Annotated in this window: 13 protein-coding genes and 1 pseudogene; 9 read left to right on the top strand and 5 right to left on the bottom strand. The window is 43.0% G+C overall.

The window, feature by feature from the left end; genetic code table 11:
- The first annotated feature begins 118 nt into the window (after positions 1-118).
- The 6 genes from rlmD (at position 119) to ACM2FC_RS15315 (ending at position 8594) form a co-directional block, all read left to right on the top strand.
- Complete coding sequence (gene rlmD / locus ACM2FC_RS15340; protein WP_498481835.1) at positions 119-1444, top strand: 23S rRNA (uracil(1939)-C(5))-methyltransferase RlmD; 1326 nt, start codon at positions 119-121, stop codon at positions 1442-1444.
- Between the two features lie 61 nt (positions 1445-1505).
- Entirely contained in the window at positions 1506-3725 is a 2220-nt protein-coding gene (relA, locus tag ACM2FC_RS15335; protein ID WP_498481834.1) for a GTP diphosphokinase, read from the top strand.
- Between the two features lie 66 nt (positions 3726-3791).
- Positions 3792-4604 carry a nucleoside triphosphate pyrophosphohydrolase gene (gene mazG, locus ACM2FC_RS15330; protein WP_498481833.1) on the top strand — a complete coding sequence of 271 codons (813 nt, stop codon included), beginning with the start codon at positions 3792-3794 and terminating at the stop codon, positions 4602-4604.
- A gap of 173 nt (positions 4605-4777) precedes the next feature.
- Positions 4778-6418, top strand: coding sequence for a CTP synthase (gene pyrG / locus ACM2FC_RS15325; protein ID WP_498481832.1), 1641 nt, complete (start codon positions 4778-4780; stop codon positions 6416-6418).
- Positions 6419-6492: 74 nt separating this feature from the next.
- Positions 6493-7794, top strand: coding sequence for a phosphopyruvate hydratase (gene eno, locus ACM2FC_RS15320; protein WP_498481831.1), 1302 nt, complete (start codon positions 6493-6495; stop codon positions 7792-7794).
- 308 nt (positions 7795-8102) lie between these two features.
- Positions 8103-8594 (top strand): DoxX family protein, encoded by a 492-nt coding sequence (locus ACM2FC_RS15315; protein ID WP_498481830.1) that lies wholly within the window; start codon positions 8103-8105, stop codon positions 8592-8594.
- Positions 8595-8639: 45 nt separating this feature from the next.
- Here ACM2FC_RS15315 and mrdA read toward each other — a convergent pair whose 3' ends face one another.
- The 5 genes and pseudogenes from mrdA to ACM2FC_RS15290 form a co-directional block, all read right to left on the bottom strand.
- Positions 8640-10538: a penicillin-binding protein 2 gene (gene mrdA / locus ACM2FC_RS15310; protein WP_498481829.1), complete on the bottom strand. Its 1899-nt coding sequence runs from the start codon at positions 10536-10538 to the stop codon at positions 8640-8642.
- Positions 10539-10798: 260 nt separating this feature from the next.
- Positions 10799-12016, bottom strand: a pseudogene (locus ACM2FC_RS15305) (multifunctional CCA addition/repair protein); the annotation flags it as partial.
- A gap of 146 nt (positions 12017-12162) precedes the next feature.
- Positions 12163-12774 (bottom strand): TIGR04211 family SH3 domain-containing protein, encoded by a 612-nt coding sequence (locus ACM2FC_RS15300; protein WP_498481828.1) that lies wholly within the window; start codon positions 12772-12774, stop codon positions 12163-12165.
- Positions 12775-13035: 261 nt separating this feature from the next.
- Positions 13036-14295 carry an inorganic phosphate transporter gene (locus ACM2FC_RS15295; protein WP_498481827.1) on the bottom strand — a complete coding sequence of 420 codons (1260 nt, stop codon included), beginning with the start codon at positions 14293-14295 and terminating at the stop codon, positions 13036-13038.
- A 125-nt stretch (positions 14296-14420) separates the two neighbouring features.
- Entirely contained in the window at positions 14421-15101 is a 681-nt protein-coding gene (locus ACM2FC_RS15290; RefSeq protein ID WP_498481826.1) for a TIGR00153 family protein, read from the bottom strand.
- A 206-nt stretch (positions 15102-15307) separates the two neighbouring features.
- On the opposite strand from ACM2FC_RS15290, the gene ACM2FC_RS15285 reads away from it, so the two are divergent.
- The 3 genes from ACM2FC_RS15285 (at position 15308) to glnE (ending at position 21399) form a co-directional block, all read left to right on the top strand.
- Entirely contained in the window at positions 15308-16825 is a 1518-nt protein-coding gene (locus ACM2FC_RS15285; protein WP_498481825.1) for a CYTH and CHAD domain-containing protein, read from the top strand.
- 319 nt (positions 16826-17144) lie between these two features.
- Positions 17145-18401 (top strand): methyl-accepting chemotaxis protein, encoded by a 1257-nt coding sequence (locus tag ACM2FC_RS15280; RefSeq protein ID WP_498481824.1) that lies wholly within the window; start codon positions 17145-17147, stop codon positions 18399-18401.
- Between the two features lie 148 nt (positions 18402-18549).
- Positions 18550-21399 (top strand): bifunctional [glutamate--ammonia ligase]-adenylyl-L-tyrosine phosphorylase/[glutamate--ammonia-ligase] adenylyltransferase, encoded by a 2850-nt coding sequence (gene glnE, locus ACM2FC_RS15275; RefSeq protein ID WP_498481823.1) that lies wholly within the window; start codon positions 18550-18552, stop codon positions 21397-21399.
- Positions 21400-21433: the final 34 nt, after the last annotated feature.

Genomic DNA, 21433 nt, shown 5'->3' with positions numbered 1-21433 from the left:
CGAAACATTAAATTAGATGCTTAGCTTAATCAAGTTAGGGTTGTGCGACAATCAACCTAAGACCAGTAGCAGTTCGCAGATGATTTAACCAAACTTTATGACAATTTCAGGCAAAACCATGGCTCAATTTTTTCAACCTAAAAAAGCGCAGTTAAACACTAAACATCAACAAATATTAGTTGAAAAATTGGATCATCATGGAGCAGGTATTGGTTATCTGTCTGGAAAACCAGTTTTTATTGAAGGAGCATTACCAAATGAGCAAGTAGTGATGCAGCTCACTGAAAGTAAAAAGAAGTATGCGAGAGCCAAGCTGATTAAGCTTCTAAAACCAAGTGTTGAGCGTGTGAAGCCTTTTTGTCCACACTATAGCCAATGTGGTGGATGTAACATGCAGCATCTCGACCATAAGTCTCAAATCGAATACAAGCAAGCTTCCTTAAAACATTTAATGGATGTGCCTTCTTTTTCCTGTCAGGATTTGGAACCTACTATTTTTGATGAAGATAAAGGTTATCGTCGCCGCGCTCGTATTAGCGTCTTTTTCAACAAAAAGGTGTCAACACTCCAATTTGGCTTTCGAAAAAAATCGAGTAACCAAATTATTGAAGTTACTGATTGCCCTGTTTTAGAACCATCACTGAATGCACTGTTGCCCGGTTTAAAACAGACCCTGGTCCAATTTAGCAAGCAAGAATCGCTAGGACATGTTGAGTTAGTAAAAGCAGACAATGGTAATGTACTGATAGTTCGACATACCAAAGCACTTACCAATAAAGATCTTAACCTACTGACACTTTTTGCTGAAACCCATCAGCTATCTCTGTTTCTTATTCCAAATTCTGGCGAGTTGACTCAAATAACTGGTGATGAACCATATTATCAAGAGAACAGTTGCAAAGTTGCTTTTAGCCCAGACAGTTTTATTCAAGTAAACCAAAGAATAAACCAAAAGATGGTAAACCGAGCGATGGAATGGCTTGCATTGACAGAGCAGGACAAGGTACTGGATCTATTCTGTGGTGTGGGAAACTTCAGCTTGCCAATCGCTAAAGTAGTGGAAAAAGTAGTGGGAGTGGAAGGCGTCCCTGAAATGGTCAAACAAGCAAGTGCCAATGCAGAACTTAACCTTATTACTCATGCTAAATTCTTCCATGCAAACTTAGAAGAAAATATCGACACAGCCGAGTGGTCGAAAGAAAAATTTGATAAAATACTGCTCGACCCGGCAAGAGCTGGCGCAAGTGGTATTGTTGATTCAATTGGCAAACTAGGTGCTTCAAAAGTCGTTTATGTTTCTTGTAATCCTGCTACATTGGCCAGAGATAGCCAGACTCTATATCAGCAAGGTTTTCAACTGAAAAAGCTTGGTATGCTGGATATGTTCCCACATACCAGCCACTTAGAATCGATGGCCTTGTTTGTTAAAAATAATACCCAATAATATATTTGAACCAAAACATTTGGTTGGCTATGAAAACGAACTATGACACTAGGATAGAACAATGGTCGCGGTACGAAGTGCGCATTTAATCCAAGACGAACAATTTGAATTAGAGAAATGGATCTCTAGTCTCGGGCAAGATAGTAAAACAGCGAATAAGCTAACGGCGGTATATCGTCAATGTGAAGCTATGGTAGAAGGCCTTGAACAGGGAGCGGTATTGCTTTGGCGTGGTCGAGAGATGATTGAAATTTTAATCACCTTGTCGATGGATAGTGCAACGCTAATTGCAGCGCAATTGTTTCCTATCGTGACCAGTGGTATTTACGACCGAGAGTTGCTTGAAGAGCGTTTTAGTAAAGAGATCATCAAACTCATTGATGGTGTTGAAGAGATGGCCGCTATCGGTCAGCTCAATGCGACATTAGAAGGATCTGCCGCTTCTGGGCAGGTGGATAATGTTCGTCGCATGCTACTTGCCATGGTGGATGATTTTAGGTGCGTGGTAATTAAACTCGCTGAACGAATTTGTAATCTGATTGAAGTTAAAAAAGAGCCTGATGAGGTTCGCCGAGCAGCAGCAAAAGAGTGTGCCAATATTTATGCTCCTCTTGCCAACAGACTAGGTATCGGTCAGCTTAAATGGGAAATTGAAGATTACGCGTTTCGCTACCAACAGCCTGACACTTACAAACAAATTGCCAAGCAACTTTCTGAGAGGCGTATTGTTCGTGAGCAGTACATCGATGACTTTGTAGATGATCTTTCTGCCGAAATGAAGGAGTCGCATATCCAAGCGGAAGTCAGCGGCCGGCCGAAACATATTTATAGCATCTGGCGTAAGATGCAGAAGAAAAGCTTAGCGTTTGATGAGCTGTTTGATGTGCGTGCAGTAAGAATTATTGCCGACCGCTTACAAGATTGTTACGCCGCTTTAGGTATTGTCCATACCAAATATAAACACCTTCCTGATGAGTTTGACGATTATGTGGCGAACCCCAAGCCCAATGGTTATCAATCAATTCATACTGTGGTACTAGGGCCGGAAGGCAAAACCATCGAAATCCAAATCCGCACCAAACAGATGCATGAAGAATCTGAACTTGGTGTTGCGGCACACTGGAAATACAAAGAAGGCAGTAGCAGTCGAAGCGGTTACGATGAGAAAATTACTTGGTTACGTAAGCTGATTGATTGGCAAGAAGAGATGTCAGACTCTGGCGAAATGCTCGATGAACTTCGCAGCCAAGTTTTTGATGATCGTGTATACGCCTTTACGCCAAAAGGTGATGTTGTCGATTTACCGATGGGCGCAACGCCGCTCGATTTTGCTTATCACATTCACTCTGAGGTAGGGCATCGCTGCATTGGTGCTAAGGTGGCTGGCAGAATCGTTCCATTTACTCACAAACTGTCGATGGGCGATCAAGTTGAAATTATCACTTCGAAAGAACCCAACCCTTCTCGTGATTGGCTAAACCCATCAATGGGGTTTGTTCATTCTGGTCGTGCTCGGGCGAAAATTAACGCTTGGTTTAGAAAGCAGGGCCGCGAGAAGAATATTGAAGCTGGGCGAGAAATCCTCGAGACCGAATTACAGAAGATTGGTGCTACGTTAAAAGATGCTGATGAATATGCATTGAAGCGCTTCAATGTAAATACACCTGATGAGTTGTATGCGGGTGTAGGCACTGGCGATTTACGTATTAACCAGATAGTTAATCATATTAATGCGCTGGTGAATAAGCCAACAGCCGAAGAGGAAGATCAGCAAGCCCTAGAGAAACTGCAAGAGTCCGAGCAAAAAGCGGCGCCAGTCAGTAGACCTAAAAAAGACGCGGTTGTGGTTGAAGGTGTCGATAACTTAATGACCCACTTAGCAAGGTGTTGTCAGCCAATTCCAGGCGATGATATCAAAGGCTACATTACCCAAGGGCGCGGCATTTCTGTACACCGCAGTGATTGTGAGCAGCTTGAAGAGCTGAGTCATCATGCGCCAGAGCGAATCATTGATACAGTGTGGGGCAGTGGCTTTGTTGGTTCTTATATTCTGACTATTCGAGTGGAGGCGATGGAGCGTAGCGGGCTGTTGAAAGATATCACCACTTTACTAGCCAATGAAAAAATGAAGATCACTAGCATGCGCAGCCGAACGGATTATAAGCGCCAACTGTCAGTGATGGACTTTGATTTAGAAGTGACCAATGTGGAAGTGTTATCACGAGTCACTAAGCGCGTTGAACAAATCAAAGACGTTATGACAGTCAAAAGGCTTGGTTAGCGTCATCAACAACCTGAATTAAGTGTAAAGACGAGTGAAAGCTCGTCTTTTTTCTAGGAAATTTATATGAATCACCCTATCGAACAACTAGAAGAAATTATGTCCCAACTCCGAGACCCAGAAAGTGGGTGTCCTTGGGATAAAAAGCAAACCTTCGACACCATTATTCCCCATACTATTGAAGAAACTTTTGAAGTCGTTGACGCCATTTGCAATAAAGATTGGCACAATTTAAAAGAAGAGTTGGGTGATTTGCTGTTTCAGGTAATTTTTTATAGTCAGCTGGCAAAAGAAGAGCAACTGTTTAACTTTCAAGAGGTTGTTGAGACAGTCAATGAAAAGCTGACTCGGCGTCATCCGCATGTGTTTGCTGATCTGAATGTACAAAATGAAGAGCAACTAAATGCGAACTGGGAACAAGAAAAGCGGAAAGAAAAACAGCGATTAGGTCAGGTTGAAGAGAGTATCTTAGATTCGATTCCTCAGTCGCTTCCTGCGCTTTCAAAAGCAAACAAAATCCAAAAGAAGTGTGCCAAAGTAGGTTTTGATTGGGCTGAACTGCCTCCGGTTGTCGATAAAGTCAGAGAAGAAATTGACGAAGTGTTGCAAGAAGTGGAGTCAGATGACTCGGACAAACTAGAAGAAGAGCTAGGTGACTTACTGTTTGCCACGGTGAACTTAGTTCGTCATTTAGGTAAAGATCCTGAAGTCGCTTTGACCAAGGCGAACCAGAAATTTTCGCGTCGCTTTCAGTCTTTGGAGCAGTGTGTCAAGCAAGATGGCAAACAATTACAGCAGCTCAATCTACAAGAATTGGACGAGATTTGGGATAAGGTGAAGAGCCAAGAAGATGTTAACGCTGTGAAACATAAAGATTAAATATGTATTGAGAAATTTACCTTGCTTGGGTTGATTGACAAATTGATTTGAAGCAAAAAATAATTAACAGCAGTGTGATAGATTTCACGTTGTGGCGATAAAGGGCTTCTGGTATAGTTACATCCCGTCCAGAAGAAACCCATTTCCCTCATTCAACCAATTTCAGGTTAAACATGACGACAAATTACATTTTTGTTACTGGCGGGGTTGTATCCTCACTAGGTAAAGGTATTGCAGCAGCATCGTTAGCAGCGATCTTAGAAGCTCGCGGTCTTAAAGTGACCATGATGAAGCTTGATCCTTACATCAACGTTGATCCGGGTACAATGAGCCCAACTCAGCATGGTGAAGTTTTCGTGACCGAAGATGGCGCAGAAACTGACCTAGACCTTGGTCACTACGAGCGTTTTATTCGCACCAAGATGACTAAGCGTAACAACTTTACAGCGGGTCGTGTTTACGCAGATGTACTACGCAAAGAACGTCGCGGAGACTATTTAGGCGCGACTATTCAGGTTATCCCTCATATTACTAATGCGATCAAAGATCGTGTGATTGCTGGCTCCGAAGGTCACGATGTGGCTATCGTTGAAGTAGGCGGTACAGTTGGTGATATCGAATCTCTACCATTTATGGAAGCTATTCGTCAGCTAGCCGTTGAGCTAGGACGTGAGCGTGCAATGTTTATGCACTTAACCTTAGTTCCATATTTGGCAGCAGCCGGTGAAGTAAAAACTAAGCCGACGCAGCACTCTGTAAAAGAACTTCTTTCTATCGGTATTCAACCAGATATCTTGGTTTGCCGTTCTGATCGCATGATCCCTGCGAATGAACGTAAGAAAATCGCGCTTTTCTGTAACGTATCAGAGAAAGCCGTTATCTCGATGAAAGATGTCGACTCTATCTATAAGATTCCACAGCTAATCAAATCACAAGGTCTTGATGACTTAGTTTGTACTCGCTTTGGTATCGACGCTCCGGAAGCTGATCTTTCTGAGTGGGAACAAGTTATCTATGAAGAAGCGAACCCGACAGGTGAAGTCGTTATCGGGATGGTTGGTAAGTACATCGAACTTCCAGATGCATACAAATCAGTTAACGAAGCGCTAAAACACGCAGGGCTTAAGAACCGTCTAAACGTGAAGATCAAATACGTTGATTCTCAAGATGTTGAGAGTAAAGGTGAAGAAGCGTTAGCGGGCTTAGATGCAATCTTAGTTCCGGGTGGTTTCGGTGATCGTGGCATTGAGGGTAAAATTCGTGCTGCACAGTATGCTCGTGAAAACAAAGTACCTTACCTAGGTATCTGTTTGGGTATGCAAGTTGCCCTGATTGAATATGCTCGTAATGTTGCGGGAATGGAAGGCGCAAACTCATCAGAGTTTGATAAAGAGACAAAATACCCAGTGGTTGGTTTGATCACTGAGTGGGTTGATGGTGAAGGTAAAGTTGAAGAGCGCACAGAAGCGTCTGATCTTGGTGGCACAATGCGCCTAGGCTCTCAACTATGTCACTTAGTTAAAGGCAGCAAAGCGCATGAGCTTTACGGCAATACTAAGATTCATGAGCGTCATCGTCACCGTTATGAAGTGAACAACATATTACGTCCGCAAATCGAAAAAGCGGGCTTGAAAGTGTCAGGCTTATCCGCGGACAAGAAACTGGTTGAAGTAATTGAGAACCCAAACCACCCATGGTTTGTTGCAGCTCAGTTCCACCCAGAATTTACTTCCACTCCACGCGACGGACACCCGTTATTCGCAGGCTTTGTAAAAGCGGCAGGTGAATTCCAGCGTGATGAGATGGAAAAATAACTAGATACAGGTAGCCGCATCTTATATGCTGCTACCCAATTGAATTGACATTTATAGAACGAGAGGAAACATTGATGTCTAAGATCGTTAAAGTTTTAGGTCGTGAAATTATCGACTCACGTGGTAACCCAACTGTAGAAGCTGAAGTTCACCTAGAAGGCGGTTTCGTAGGTATGGCTGCTGCTCCATCTGGTGCATCAACAGGTTCACGTGAAGCTCTTGAGCTTCGTGATGGCGACAAGTCACGTTTCCTAGGTAAAGGCGTACTTAAAGCAATCGCTGCTGTAAACGGTCCAATCGCTGAAGCTTTAGTTGGTAAAGATGCGAAAGATCAAGCAGCAATCGACGCTCTAATGATCGACCTAGACGGTACTGAAAACAAATCTAACTTCGGTGCTAACGCTATCCTAGCTGTTTCTCTAGCGAACGCTAAAGCAGCTGCAGCTGCTAAAGGCATGCCTCTATATGAGCACATCGCTGAACTAAACGGCACTCCAGGCCAATTCTCTATGCCTCTACCTATGATGAACATCATCAATGGTGGTGAGCACGCAGACAACAACGTTGATATCCAAGAATTCATGATTCAACCAGTTGGTGCTTCTACTCTTAAAGAAGGTCTACGTATCGGTTCTGAAGTATTCCACAACCTAGCTAAAGTTCTTAAGGCTAAAGGTCTTAACACTGCTGTAGGTGATGAAGGTGGTTTCGCTCCTAACCTAGAGTCTAACGCTGCTGCTCTAGCTGCAATCAAAGAAGCTGTAGAAGCTGCTGGTTACGTACTAGGTAAAGACGTTACTCTAGCTATGGACTGTGCTGCATCTGAGTTCTATGACAAAGAAGCTGGCAACTACAACATGAAAGGCGAAGGTAAGATCTTCACTTCTGAAGAGTTCAACCATTACCTAGCTGAACTAGCTAACCAATACCCAATCGTTTCTATCGAAGATGGTCTAGACGAGTCTGATTGGGATGGCTTCAAGCACCAAACTGAACTACTAGGTGACAAGCTTCAACTAGTAGGTGATGACCTATTCGTTACTAACACTAAGATCCTAGCTGAAGGTATCGAGAAAGGTGTTGCTAACTCTATCCTTATCAAGTTCAACCAAATCGGTTCTCTAACTGAGACTCTAGCTGCAATCAAGATGGCTAAAGATGCTGGTTACACTGCTGTAATCTCTCACCGTTCTGGCGAAACTGAAGATGCAACTATCGCTGACCTAGCGGTAGGTACTGCTGCAGGTCAAATCAAGACTGGTTCTATGAGCCGTTCTGACCGTGTTGCTAAGTACAACCAACTAATCCGTATCGAAGAAGCACTAGGTGAGCGTGCTCCTTACAACGGTCTTAAAGAAGTTAAAGGTCAAGCTTAATCATCTGATTTAGCTACCTCATACTAATTGATAAGCGTCCCTTCAAGGGGCGCTTTTTTTTGTGCCAGTAATTTTTGCTGGCATAGGTCCAATACCAATCGAGAAAAGCATTGGTCTGTGAAGCTTATTCACTTAGATCATATTCTTACTTAGAATGGTATAAATTTGTCGCACAGTTCAATTCCCCAACAGATACCGAATGTAATTCGACTGCTTTTAATTCACCTCAATATTTTACCTTTTTGCATGTAGTGCAATGAATCCGTAGTAATGGGTTGATTGGCTTTTACAACGTGGAAGGTGAAATTATGAAAAATCTATTGCAGTTGATTTACCGTTTTGATTTTAAGAACAAATCGCAAGATACACTTAATGATTTAGGTCTACTGTGTTTGAGAGTACTACCTGGGCTGTATCTTTTTACTCATGGTTGGGATAAATATTCACACTATGCGGCAAAGGCTGCAACGTTCCCTGATCCGTTAGGTATTAGCTCACCGGTGTCACTTTGGATGGCTGCATTCTGTCAGACAGTGGGTGTGGTAGCGGTTTTACTTGGTGTGTTTACTAGGCTTTCTGCGATTGCAGTGACGTTTACCATGTTCATCGCAGTTTGGTTCTCGATAGGGAAAGGTGGTTTAATGGGGGCTGAAGACGCCGCGATTTATATGTTTGTTTATTTATCGGTGTTGTTGTGTGGCCCAGGGCGTTTTTCAATTGATGCTTGGATTTACAAGCATTTAGTCAACAAAAAAACGCCAAGTAATGCACCAATGTCTAGTCATGGTCACTCGGCCTGACGCTTGTTTGCTTCTAAAAGAGAGATAGCTTAGGTGCTTTCTCTCTTACATACCTGCACTTTTACCATCTAGGTTTGCCATACAGTAATCGAGTACTTTTCTTGCCATTGGAGCGGCAGATTGAACACCATAACCTGCGTGCTCAATGATAACAGTGACAACGAACTTAGGGTGTTTGAAAGGTGCGAAGCTTTCGAACAATGAGTGGTCTTGTAGGTGAACATCTATTTTCTTCGCGTCGTAGTTTTTGTTGTTCAAACTAAACACCTGAGAGGTACCCGTTTTACCACCACTCGAGTATGGTGCGCCCTTAAATACTCTTCTCGCTGTACCTAGTGGTCCCATATCAACTAAACGCATGCCATTTAATGCAATGTCCCAATCTTTAGTTGGAACGTTTTGCATCAGATGTAATGTTTTATATTTAGTCATGGTTAAGTCTTTAAACTGAGCGCCGTGGTTGATGGTAGCACGCAGTAAATGAGGCTCTTCGATGTTGCCATGGTCAATTAAAGTGACGAGCGCTTTAGCTAACTGCATGTTTGTCGCAGTCCAGTAGCCCTGACCGATACCAACTGGGATCGTATCCCCTACATACCATGGTTTGTGGTGTCTTGCTCGTTTCCAAGCCTTTGTTGGCATGTTCGCACTGCTTTCTTCGTCGATATCAAGCCCAGTGTTTTCACCAAAGCCAAACTTGTTCATCCACTTAGACAGTCGGTCAATTCCCATATCATAAGCGATTTGGTAGAAGAAGGAATCGACAGACTCTTCTATTGCCTTAGTCACATTTACTTTGCCATAGCCCCATCTATCTGCATCGTGGTAGATGTGTTTGTCTTTCGAGTGTGGTATGCGCCATTGACCATGGTCATCACGTGTTGTTGATGGTGTAATGGTTCCCGTATCGAGAGCTGCTACCGAAATATATGGCTTAACCGTAGAGCCAGGAGGGTAAATCCCCAAAGTCGCTCGGTTTAAAAGTGGATGTTGAGGGTCATCTAATAGCTTGCGGTACGCTTTACTCGAAATGCCATCTACAAACGGATTAGGGTTATAACTTGGACTAGAAACCATAGCTAATACACTATCGTCGCGAGGGTCTATTACGATGGCACTACCGGGGTGCTTCTTCTCGTGAATCAGTTTGTAAATATATTCCTGAAGGTTGATATCGATATTCAGCACGATATCTTTACCTGGAACGGGCGGCACGTATTGAAGTACACGAACAATACGACCATGGCTATTTACTTCGACTTTCTCATAGCCCTTTTTGCCGTGCAACATATCTTCATAGTACTTTTCAATACCGATTTTACCGATGTATTTGGTGCCTTCATAATTGTCAGCTTTGCCCTCTTTTTCGAGCTCAGCTTCCTCACGGTCGTTAATTCGTCCTACATAGCCAAGTACATGAGTAAGCACTTCACCATATGGATAATAACGTTTTAGGCCCGCTACGATAGATAGACCAGGGAATTCGTATTCGTGTACAGAAAACTCAGCGACTTGTTTATCCGTTAGATCGGTTAAAAAGTCTTTTTTGCTGAATCGGCGATGCCAGCTGTGGGTTAGAGTATAAAACTGTTTGACCTGATCAGGCGTAAGGGTCATGTATTTTTGTAAGCGCTGAATAGTTTCTTTTGCATTGACCACTTTATCTGGGATGACGTCCAAATTATAAACCGTTATGTTTTTCGCTAATACATGGCCATTTCGGTCATAGATCAGACCTCGTGGAGGAGGTACGGGTAAAATCTGAATGCAGTTATCGTTTGACTGGGTCGTGTAACTTTTGAAGTCATCAACTTGTAATTTATATAGGTTGCTGATGAGTGCAACAACTAGCAAGATCAAACCGAAAAATGCCATGAAAGCACGTCTGCGAAAGAGCCTCACTTCTTGCTCATGATCGCGCAGCTGTTCTCGACCTTGGTTCATTATTTGATCTCTGTTACAAGTTTATTGAAAATTAGCCGAAGGAGTATACATTGATTCATTGTCATAGAGAGGGGTTATTTATTTTTATTTATTTTTTTATACCTAGATAAAATATAAATTAAGCCTAACGGATTGAATCTATTTAAAAATAAAATGAGCATTTAAGTTTGTTAAGCTCGTATAAAAATCTCTTTTTATGTTGAAAAAAGCAAAATACAAAGAGGTAGAAATCTTTTACATTCTTAACATTGAATGATGATTCACCAATTTGCTTTATTTGACTGAATAGCTTTTGCTCGCCTTTTGTCCAATTCTGTACGTATTTCAGAGCCACTAACCCCATCCGCAATGATTTCTTTGGCGGTAAGCGAGTTAGCCGTTTGATAAGCATTTAAAAATATTTGTTTTTGTGGGTAGGGCAAGTCTTCTAAACCGAGTCTGCCTGCATGATCAGCTTGACAGCAAGTCAACACTTCTTCTAAACGTTCGGGCTTGCGCCAGACATCGAGTTTATTAAGGACTTTGACTATGGTGGTGGCTTTAAGCTCTTTTGCACGATGTATATTGGTGTGTTGCTCGCATACAAGCAATGCGAGCTGCTTGTGATCTTTCGGTACGCGTAAACGTTCGCAGAGCTGCTTTATGATTTCTAGACCACGTAATTCATGCATTTTGTGGCTTGGCCATTCCGCTTGAGGGGTAGCAGCCTTGCCTAAGTCATGCATCTGCGCTGCAAAGCGAACGGTGGTGGATTGGCTCAATTTTGCCGCTTGTTCCGCAACCATTAATGTATGAATTCCTGTATCGATTTCTGGATGCCATTTCTCAGGTTGAGGAACACCAAATAGCCTATCTAATTCTGGCAGAATGGTAGACAGAGCACCACACTCTCTAAGGACCGATAGAAATATTTGGGGGGCAGGCGTTAATAGAGACTTGTGCCACTCTTGCCATACTCGTTCAGCGGTTAAATGGCGGAGTTCTCCACTTTGATTCATAGACCGCATTAACGACATTGTCTCGTCAGCGACCTTGAAACCAAGGTGATGAAGCTTTGCAGCGAACCGAGCGACTCGAAGTACTCTTAAAGGGTCTTCACTAAAGGCTGTGGAGACGTGGCGTAGCACTTTATCCGCAATGTCTTGCTGTCCATTATATGGGTCATAAATTTTTCCGGATGAGTCTTGAGCAATGGCGTTGATGGTCAGGTCACGTCGAAGTAAATCCTCTTCGAGAGTGACGTCTGGAGAAAAGTAGCATTCAAATCCGCTATATCCTTTCCCAACCTTTTTTTCTGTGCGGGCAAGGGCATGTTCTTCTTTTGTTTCTGGATGTAGAAATACAGGAAAGTCTTTACCAACAGATGAGTAGCCAAGTGATTGCATTTCATCAGGTGTACTACCTACGACTAGCCAATCTCTATCATGGCTACTGAGGTTGAGAAGTTTATCCCTAACGGCTCCACCAACTAAATACGTTTTCATACTGTCTCCTGAAATTGCATGGAGCTAAAGGTACTTCAAGTATAGGTAATACGTAAATTCGACCTAGCGAGAAAAAGAGGTAAGCTAATTAAAATAGGCCACGATATTGTAGCCTATTCGATGGTTTGTTCTTTCTAAGATTAATTCCAGCCTGGGTGCTTCTTCTTGCGACGAGGAATCAAGTGCGGAAGAAGTAAGCCAAAGAGTAAGCCACCACCAGCAACACCGCCGCCATACATAAAGTACTTCATCAACAAGTCTTCTTTTTGTGTATCAATTCGTGCGCGTAGTTTGCGGATTTCAGACTGAGACGCAGTAAGTTTTTGACTGATATCACTGTAGTTTTGCTCTAACTCAGAAATTTGTTGGTTACGAGCATCTAAGGATTCAATTAAGCCTGCTTTTTCATTGTCAGAGTTGGTTTTCGCATTGGCTAGCTGAGTTTTCACATCTGTTAGCTCTTTTTCAAGCTTAGGCAGACGGACAGCCATACTTTCTTGAGTAGTAACAAACCGACTTTCTACCCAGCCAGTACGACCTTTCTCATCGACAATTTCTGTGTAGCCAGTATCTTTATCGGTTTTAAGATATTGCACTTTTTGCCCAGCATCAACACTACCAATGATTCGATATTGGTTACTCGGGCCTGAGTGTATATAAGTAAATAATTTGTCTGCGATATATCGGTCCTGAGCGAATGCAAGAGGGGCAGTTAGCATTGAGACTAAAACGACGCAAATCAGCTTGTTCACGGTAAATCCTTTAACTTTTCTTCAAATTTTATATTCGAGGTACTTAATCTGCCTTGTACTTTAGCAGCGAAAAGAGTTTTCGAATAGTGCTAGCCATACCTTTATGTTACTTAGGTATATTTCTTATTTATTTGGGTGTTGAGTTTGTGCAGAAATAGTAAGAAGTTTCTTGAGGTTGTGCAACAAAGAAGGGAGGCAAAACCTCCCTTTCTGTGCGTTTGAGTCAATAATGACAGTGTGTTTACACTGCATTGACCTGATTTATCCAAATACTGCGCGAATCGCGTAGAAGAAGATAACGGACAATAGAGCTCCGGCAGGCAGTGTAATGATCCACGAAGCAACAATGTTGCGCACCACGCCAAGGTTTAGAGCCGCGATACCGCGAGCAAAGCCCACACCCAAAACAGCACCAACGAGTGTTTGAGTGGTTGAAATTGGCAATCCAGTACCTGATGCTAATACAACGGTTGAAGCTGTTGCAAGCTGAGCAGCGAAGCCTCGGCTTGGCGTTAGTTCAGTAATACCAGTACCTACTGTTGCCATAACACGGTGCCCCATTGTTGCTAAGCCAACAACGATACCGAATCCACCTAGTGGTAGAATCCACCAAGCGATAGAGCTTTTTGCTGCCACAGCGCCAAGTTGAGTAACAGTAGAAACAACCGCTGCTAGTGGACCAATCGCGTTAGCCACATCGTTTGAACCATGAGCAAATGCCATCGCACAAGCGGTGACAACCATAAGAATACTAAAGATGCTCTCTACACCAGCGAAACCATGATCGTCTTCACGGTGCGCAAATTTCTTATGGATGTACAGGTAGCCACCAAGCATCACGAGTGCAGATATACCAACCGACCAAATCCAAGCTTCTACATTAGTAAGGTGCAAGCCAACATGGGTTAGACCTTTCTTTATAGTAACTAATGCGATAACCATCGTAGTGATGAACATGTACACAGGTACAAATCTTTTTGCGTTTTGCAGAGGCTTTTCAGTATCAAATATTAGTCGTTGGGCACTGACAAATATTAGATAGGCGAGGAAACCAGAAATGATAGGCGTCACTATCCAGCTGCCTACAATGCCTTTAAATGAGCTCCAGTTGACTGCGTCAGAACCCACAGAAACACAGGCGAAACCAATGATGGCGCCGATGATTGAGTGAGTCGTTGATACAGGCCAGCCCATATAGGAAGCGATAAGCAACCATGCGCCGGCGGCAAGTAGGGCTGCAAGCATTCCGTATACAAGAACTTGAGGTTGATGAGCAAAAAGAGAAGGTTCAATAACACCCTTTCGGATGGTGTCGGTGACTTGGCCGCCTGCGAGATAAGCTCCCGCAAATTCGAAGACCATTGCAATTAAGATCGCTTGTTTTACGGTTAGTGCTTTTGAGCCCACTGAAGTGCCCATAGCATTCGCCACATCATTTGCACCAATACCGATAGCCATTAAAAGACCGAAAATTGCTGCCAATGAAATCAGGACAGAACCGTAATGCGCAAGGATTTCCATCGTATTACCTAGTTGTTAAAAACATAAATAGCAAAACTGGGCACGAATAAACCACGAGCGAAGTTTTCCTCACTCTAATTACTGATTTAGGCCAAGCTGTTGCTTAAGTGGTTAATTTACAAAAATTAAGAACGAGAAAGCATTACTTCCAAGCGAGCGCCAACACGCTGTGCTTGGTCGGCAATACCACCAACCCATTCCAAAATTTTGTACAAAAACATGACATCGATAGGGTTATACTTTGATTCAATCGCCATCAGTTGCTGACGAAGCTCAATTTGCATAGCATCGGTGTCGTCTTCAATCACGTCCAGTTGATGGATCATCTCAGCCACAAGCGTTACTTCACGGCCTTTAAATCCAGTTTCCAATAATTCATCGAGCTCGTTGATCACTTTCTGAGCTTGATCCGCTGCATCTAGGCAACGCTTTACATAAGCAATAAAGTTTTCTTGAAGTGGCTCGGGGATCACCAACTGACGACCGAATACTCGGCCTGCAATATCTTTTGATAGGTTGGCAAGTTTGTCTTGTTGAGTAAGAAGTTCAAGCATGTCGCTTCTGTCTACGGGCATAAATAGGCCGCGAGGAAGCTTCAAGCGAATCTCACGTTTTAGGACGTCAGCTTCTTTCTCTAAATGAGAAATTTGTGCGCGGATCTCTCCAGCTTTTTCCCAGTCACCTTTTGAACTCACTTCAAAAAAGTTAACTAGGTGTGAAGCACATTCATTTACGCAAACAATGTGACGTTGCAAAGGCTTAATAGGGGACTTTGCAAATAACCCCAAAATTGTATTTACTGGCATGGTTGTTCAACCTGATAAATATAACCTTAAAATAACATACACCAACTCATGGCGAAATGTTGAGCGATGGCTATAAAGGCGCGCATGGTAACCTATAAAATCGATCATTAAAATAGTTTTAAATCATCTTATCGAAGATATTTCTCTACTTGCTCACTGGCAAGATTGGCCATATCCTGTTTTTAACTGCTTGGAAAGGTATGACTATGGAAACTGAGATAGAGCTAAAGTTTTTGGTCTCTGAGGATTTTTCTCAATATTTACGCAACAAAATTTCTCAAAAAAAGCTATTACAGCATAGTGTCAAACAGCTGGAAAACACCTACTTTGATACGCCAGAGCACTGGCTACGTCAACACGATATTGGACTAAGAATCCGTCGCTTTGATGATGTATACGTGCAGACAGTAAAAACCTCTGGTCGAGTGGTGGCTGGTTTACATCAAAGGCCTGAATATAATGCTGAACATAGTAGCAATATCCCAGATCTCTCATTACACCCTGAAGACATTTGGCCCGCAGGCAAGCAAGTGGATTCGATTAATGATGCACTACTTCCGCTATTTACGACCGATTTCACTCGTGAGCAATGGCTAATCGCGATGGAAGATGGCAGTCAAATTGAGGTGGCGTTCGACAGCGGAAGTGTCGTGGCAGGTGACAAGCAAGTTCCAATTTGTGAGGTTGAATTAGAGCTAAGATCGGGCCAAACCGATGCACTATTCGCATTAGCAAGATCGATATGCGATCAAGGTGGTGCTCGACTGGGTAGTGTCAGCAAAGCGGCCAAAGGTTATCGCTTAGCATTAGGTGCTAAGCCAAATGAGCCCAAAGCCATCGGTTTAGTGAATACCCAAGAAAGCGATAGCATTGAAAAATGCTTTATCAATTCCTTAGAACATGGGTTGAAGCATTGGCAGCAACACGAACAGTTGTACAGCGATAAACCGACAACTGAAGCTCTTTTACAGGTTCGCCATTCGGTCAGTTTTATTCGGCAAATCTTATCGACTTTTGCCTCTGTTGTGCCGCGTAAAGCCAGCGCTATTTTGCGCCAAGAGCTTAAGTGGTTAGAACGAGAGTTTGAGTGGTTAGATGAGCGTGTTTATTTAGAACAACTTACTGCAGAAAAGGGTCATACCTTGCGTAAGCTTGATGCTCGTAAAGGCATACTTGCTTCTTTGAGCGAGCAATCTTTACGGTTCCCGCCCGAAGAAGATATTCTGGAACTCATGAGCTCAGCACGCTACACCGGTTTACTTTTAGATCTCAGTCGTTGGGTTTTAACGAGTGGTTGGCGACCATTTTTAGACGATCGTTCTGAATTTGAGATGTCGAGTAATGTTTACGTATTTGCGATTCGTCAGCTTGATAGAGCGTGGGGCGAACTATCTGAGAAGTTTGCTCCAGAGCTCAACCTTTCGAAGCAGGATTATATTGAGCAAAAAGAACTTCTTCGACGTAATTTGTATACCGGAATTTCATTTGCCAGCTTGTTTGATGTTGAAGAGCGTGAGCAGTACCGTTTACCTTGGGCTGACTTATTGCAAGGTATTGATGATCTTCTTATGCTCGAGCCAATGGAGCAACAAGTTCCCAATTTAGAAAGTGATGATCAGATGCAGTTGGAAAAGTGGCTGGAGAGAAAAACGAACTCGATTCTTCATGCAATGGAGCAAACTAGGCAGATTTGTTTAGAAGCGACTCGCTATTGGCAGCACTAAGAACAGCCAATTTTGGTAGAGTAGAAATTCTAACTGCGATAGAAAAAAATTGACGATAGAATAGTTAGAGTAGCGCTGGTACTTTGATCTAATAATCAATGTTTTATTGCATATCTTACTCAAGTTTCCGATTTATTGCCGATATACCTAAGTAGCAAGATTAGAGAGCATCTATTTACGTTCACTATAAAATAGTGTGACTGGTGTTTTTTGGCTTGAAGTCTCACCTTACTTTTTTAGTACATCAAAGTATAATTTATATCAATGGATTATCAGTGTAAGAATGAAGCATTGAATCTCAGCTACTTGGAGAAAAGCAATGGCAACGATGTCATTTAAGCCATGGGAACGGTTGATCACAGATATTCGGTTAGTTCCCAAAATGGTTATGTTAATGGTCTTTAGCACAATCCTTATTATTATTAAACAGCTTTGGGATGCCAGTACTTTTTACAGTTCGCTCCTTGCATCGACACAAGATCCTGAATTAGCACAGAAACATTATGAAGCCTACCTCATCCAAGGAGCTTGGCAAACGGTTTTCTTAATCGTTATCTTTGTTGTTCTACTCATGGCCGCCGCCAACATTATGCTGAGGCAAACTCGTTATATCAGTGAATCTATTCGTCAAATGGCGAGCAAAAATTTGTCTGTTCCAATTAGTATGGAATGTAAAGACGAATATGGTGATGTTTCGCGTGAGCTTGAAAAAACTCGTTTGCAGCTACAAGAAATGATCAAGATGCAAATTGACGCTTCAAACCAACTTGCTGGCCTGACGGAAACGATGACGATGAGCATGTCGGAAACAAAAGAGTCTGCTCAGGAAGAATTTAACGAAATCGACCAACTTGCTACGGCCATGAGTGAAATGAGCTCAACGGTGCAAACTGTGGCCGATCACGCAAACAACGCTTCGTCCCTGACAGAAAATGCTTCACAGCAAGCACAAACTGGTCAGGAGTTTGTGCAAAGCACTGTCTCAAAAATTAGTGAGCTCTCAGACGATATATCGTCTTCTGCCAATGCGGTTAATCAAGTAGAAGAAAGTGTAGAGTCGATCGGTAGTGTTGTTGGAACAATTCAAGGTATTTCCGAACAGACCAATTTGTTAGCACTCAATGCCGCAATCGAAGCTGCGCGTGCAGGTGAAGCTGGTCGCGGTTTTGCTGTTGTTGCAGATGAAGTTCGTAACTTAGCCCAACGTACTCAGCAAGCGACGGTCGAAATTCAAGAGATGATTAGTCAACTGCAAGCGAGCGCTAAGTCTGCAGTATCTTTGATGGAAAAAAGCGTTGAAGAGGCGGCGGAGGGTGTAGATTTGGTTACCAACGCAGGCAATGAGTTGGATGGTATCGTTAACCAAGTAAATCAAATTAACGATATGAACTTCCAGATAGCGACGGCCGCAAGCCAGCAAAGTAGCGTCGCAGAGGAAATGAACCAAAACCTAACCAATGTGAGAGGGCTGGTTGAAGCTTCGGTGACTGTGGTTGGGGAACTTCTCGAAACGTCAGAGATCATGCAGAGGAATGCCGAAGAACTCGATCAGAAAATTACCTCCTTTACCGTCTAAACCCTCACCTAGAGATAGTTTAATCAAATTGTAAAAGAAACAAACGCTCATAGCATTATGGGCGTTTTTTAATGCCTTTTATTTGGGTATAGTGCTTTAATACTCTCACTTACTCAGGCACGACGGTGCTTAGAATCAAGGATAGAAAATGTCACTTCCGAAGCCACTCCTTTCTGATTCAGAAGCTGCCCTAGAGGCTATCATGCAAACTCACAGCCAATCGATATCAAATTGGTCAAAAGTGCGTTTACAAGAACTAAAGTATGTCCTGGGGCTTAGCAAATTTGTTGGCGATACGTTAGTCAAAGATGATGAGTTATCCATATTGCTGCCTCAGATGTTGGAAGATGAATCAAGAACAGTACAGTATCGATGTCGATTAGAAGAGCTACTTAAGCAGTGTAATAATGACGATGAAGCGTACAGAGCTCTGAGGCGATTCCGTAATAGGGAAATGGTATACATCGCTTGGAGAGATTTTACCCAATCTTGGTCACTCAAAGACAGCCTGCAACACTTATCACTGCTGGCTGAAGCGCTGATATTTGAAACCTATCAATGGCAATATCAAGTTTGCTGTCATGAATGGGGAACACCGACTAATTCATCAGGCGAAGCGCAGCCAATGCTCATTATTGGCATGGGAAAACTTGGTGGTGGCGAGCTAAATTTTTCCTCTGATATCGATCTCATTTTTACTTACCCTGAAAACGGCGAAACGATAGGTGCTCGTCGTAGCATTGCCAATGCGCAATTTTTTACAAGGCTTGGTCAGCGGATTATCAAAGCGCTTTCTCATCATACAGTGGATGGTTTTTGCTACCGGGTAGACATGCGCTTGCGTCCATTTGGTGAGAGCGGTCCTTTGGTTATGAGTTATGCCGCATTAGAAGATTACTATCAGGAGCAAGGAAGAGACTGGGAAAGATATGCCATGATCAAAGCTCGAGTAATGGGAAAAGAAATGTACTCTCAATACCAAGAGCTCAGGCAACTACTTCGCCCATTTGTTTTCCGGCGTTATATTGACTTTAGTGCCATTCAATCCCTTAGAAGAATGAAGTCGATGATCAGCCGCGAAGTTCGCCGTAGTGGTATGCAAAACAACATAAAGCTCGGAGCTGGTGGCATACGAGAGATTGAATTTATCGCGCAGGTATTTCAACTGATTCGAGGCGGACGAGAGCCAAGCTTAAGACAACGAGGTTTGCTTGAAACATTAGATGGAATCCAAACCCTTGCGTTAATTGAAGACCAAGAGTTCGATACTCTTAAATCCGCCTACTTTTATTTGCGCAAGTTAGAAAACTTACTTCAAGCGCTCGATGACAAACAGACTCAAACACTACCCGAAGATTCTCTAGAACAGCTTAAATTAGCCACTGCAATGGGCTACCAAGGTTGGTCTCAATTAGCAGAAGAAACAGCAAATCATATGGCTGGTGTACATAAGGTTTTTGAGCAATTAATTGGCGAAGAACCTGAAGAAGGATCAAATGTTGATTCAAAATTCCACGATTTGTGGGATATGACAGATAAGCTAGAAACCATTCGACAGGTGTTGGAACACGATATCGCAGTTGCTCAAAGTGAAGCACTTGCCGACCAAATCGTCCAATTTAAGCGAGATTTAGCCAAGAAAACGTTGGGCCCTCGTGGTCGAGAAGTGTTAAACCACCTAATGCCTAAGGTGTTTGCGGCTATTTTTAGCAACCAAGATGCTGAGTTTGGCCTTGAGCGCGTACTACACCTGCTCAATAAGATAGCGACTCGAACAACCTACTTAGAGCTGTTAGATGAACATAGCGCTGCACTTGGTCAACTTGTTAAGCTTTGTACTGCTAGCCCTATGATTTCACGTCAACTTGGCCGATATCCAATTCTGCTCGATGAGCTGCTAGACCCTCAACATCTTTATAACCCACCACCTTTTTCCGCCTACAAATCAGAACTGAGTGACTATGTAGCTCGTATTCCCGCAGGTGACATGGAACAGCAGATGGAGGCACTGCGACAGTTTAAGCAGATTAGTATGCTCCGTATCGCTGCTGCTGACATTGCAGGCGTGCTACCGATCATGAAAGTAAGCGACCATCTTACCTATTTAGCCGAAGCTATCGTTGGAGAAGTCGTTCAGCAAGCTTGGTCGCAAATGGCGGAAAAGTATGGTGAGCCAACGCATATAAAAGATCGCGAAGGGCAAGGGTTTGCTGTTGTTGGGTATGGAAAAGTAGGTGGGTGGGAGCTTGGTTACAAATCTGATTTAGATTTGGTATTTATGCACGATTGCCCATCCAACGTATACACCGACGGTAAGAAAGAGATTGATGGGAAACAGTTTTATTTGCGTTTGGCTCAGCGCATCATTCATATATTTTCTGTTAGAACGTCTTCTGGGATATTATATGAAGTAGATACCCGATTACGGCCATCAGGTAGTTCTGGGTTGCTAGTCAGTTCAGCACAAGCCTTCGATGAGTACCAAAAACAAGATGCTTGGACATGGGAACATCAAGCTTTGATCAGAGCGCGAGTGATTTGGGGCGATAAGCAACTAGCGGAAACTTTTGAAAAGACGCGAAAAGATGTCTTAACTCAACAACGTGATCAACGTGAGTTAAAAACGCAAGTGGTGGAGATGCGCGAGAAAATGTACAAGCACTTAGCTTCTCAAAAACCGGGTCGTTTTTTACTCAAGCAAGATAGTGGTGGTATTACTGACATTGAATTCCTTGCCCAGTATTTGGTGCTTAACTTTAGTGCTGAAAAGCCGAAGTTAACGGAATGGTCAGACAATGTTCGTATATTTGAAAGTTTGGTCGAGCAGGACGTTATGGAAAAAGGCCAAGCTACCGATATTACTCATGCCTACACGACCATGCGCGATCAAATCCACCGTAGAAATTTATTAAACCTAGACGCCGACGTCGCAGAAGATAAATACCAAGCAGAGCGCAAAGCTGTTCAGCTGGCATGGAATGAATGGTTAGGTGAGTAAACCGAGCATAAAGTAGCTTTAAGGCTATTTTCTG

Source organism: Vibrio sp. A37 (assembly GCF_059777565.1).
The sequence above is the reverse complement of the archived record's forward strand: the minus strand, read 5'-3'. Positions and strand labels throughout refer to the sequence as shown.

Coding starts and splice junctions, on each gene's coding strand:
- ACM2FC_RS15290 (WP_498481826.1), bottom strand. CDS start 15,101: ATGCCAGTAAATACAATTTTGGGGTTATTTGCAAAGTCCCCTATTAAG.
- ACM2FC_RS15285 (WP_498481825.1), top strand. CDS start 15,308: ATGGAAACTGAGATAGAGCTAAAGTTTTTGGTCTCTGAGGATTTTTCT.
- rlmD (WP_498481835.1), top strand. CDS start 119: ATGGCTCAATTTTTTCAACCTAAAAAAGCGCAGTTAAACACTAAACAT.
- eno (WP_498481831.1), top strand. CDS start 6,493: ATGTCTAAGATCGTTAAAGTTTTAGGTCGTGAAATTATCGACTCACGT.
- ACM2FC_RS15280 (WP_498481824.1), top strand. CDS start 17,145: ATGGCAACGATGTCATTTAAGCCATGGGAACGGTTGATCACAGATATT.
- mazG (WP_498481833.1), top strand. CDS start 3,792: ATGAATCACCCTATCGAACAACTAGAAGAAATTATGTCCCAACTCCGA.
- ACM2FC_RS15315 (WP_498481830.1), top strand. CDS start 8,103: ATGAAAAATCTATTGCAGTTGATTTACCGTTTTGATTTTAAGAACAAA.
- glnE (WP_498481823.1), top strand. CDS start 18,550: ATGTCACTTCCGAAGCCACTCCTTTCTGATTCAGAAGCTGCCCTAGAG.
- ACM2FC_RS15295 (WP_498481827.1), bottom strand. CDS start 14,295: ATGGAAATCCTTGCGCATTACGGTTCTGTCCTGATTTCATTGGCAGCA.
- pyrG (WP_498481832.1), top strand. CDS start 4,778: ATGACGACAAATTACATTTTTGTTACTGGCGGGGTTGTATCCTCACTA.
- relA (WP_498481834.1), top strand. CDS start 1,506: ATGGTCGCGGTACGAAGTGCGCATTTAATCCAAGACGAACAATTTGAA.
- mrdA (WP_498481829.1), bottom strand. CDS start 10,538: ATGAACCAAGGTCGAGAACAGCTGCGCGATCATGAGCAAGAAGTGAGG.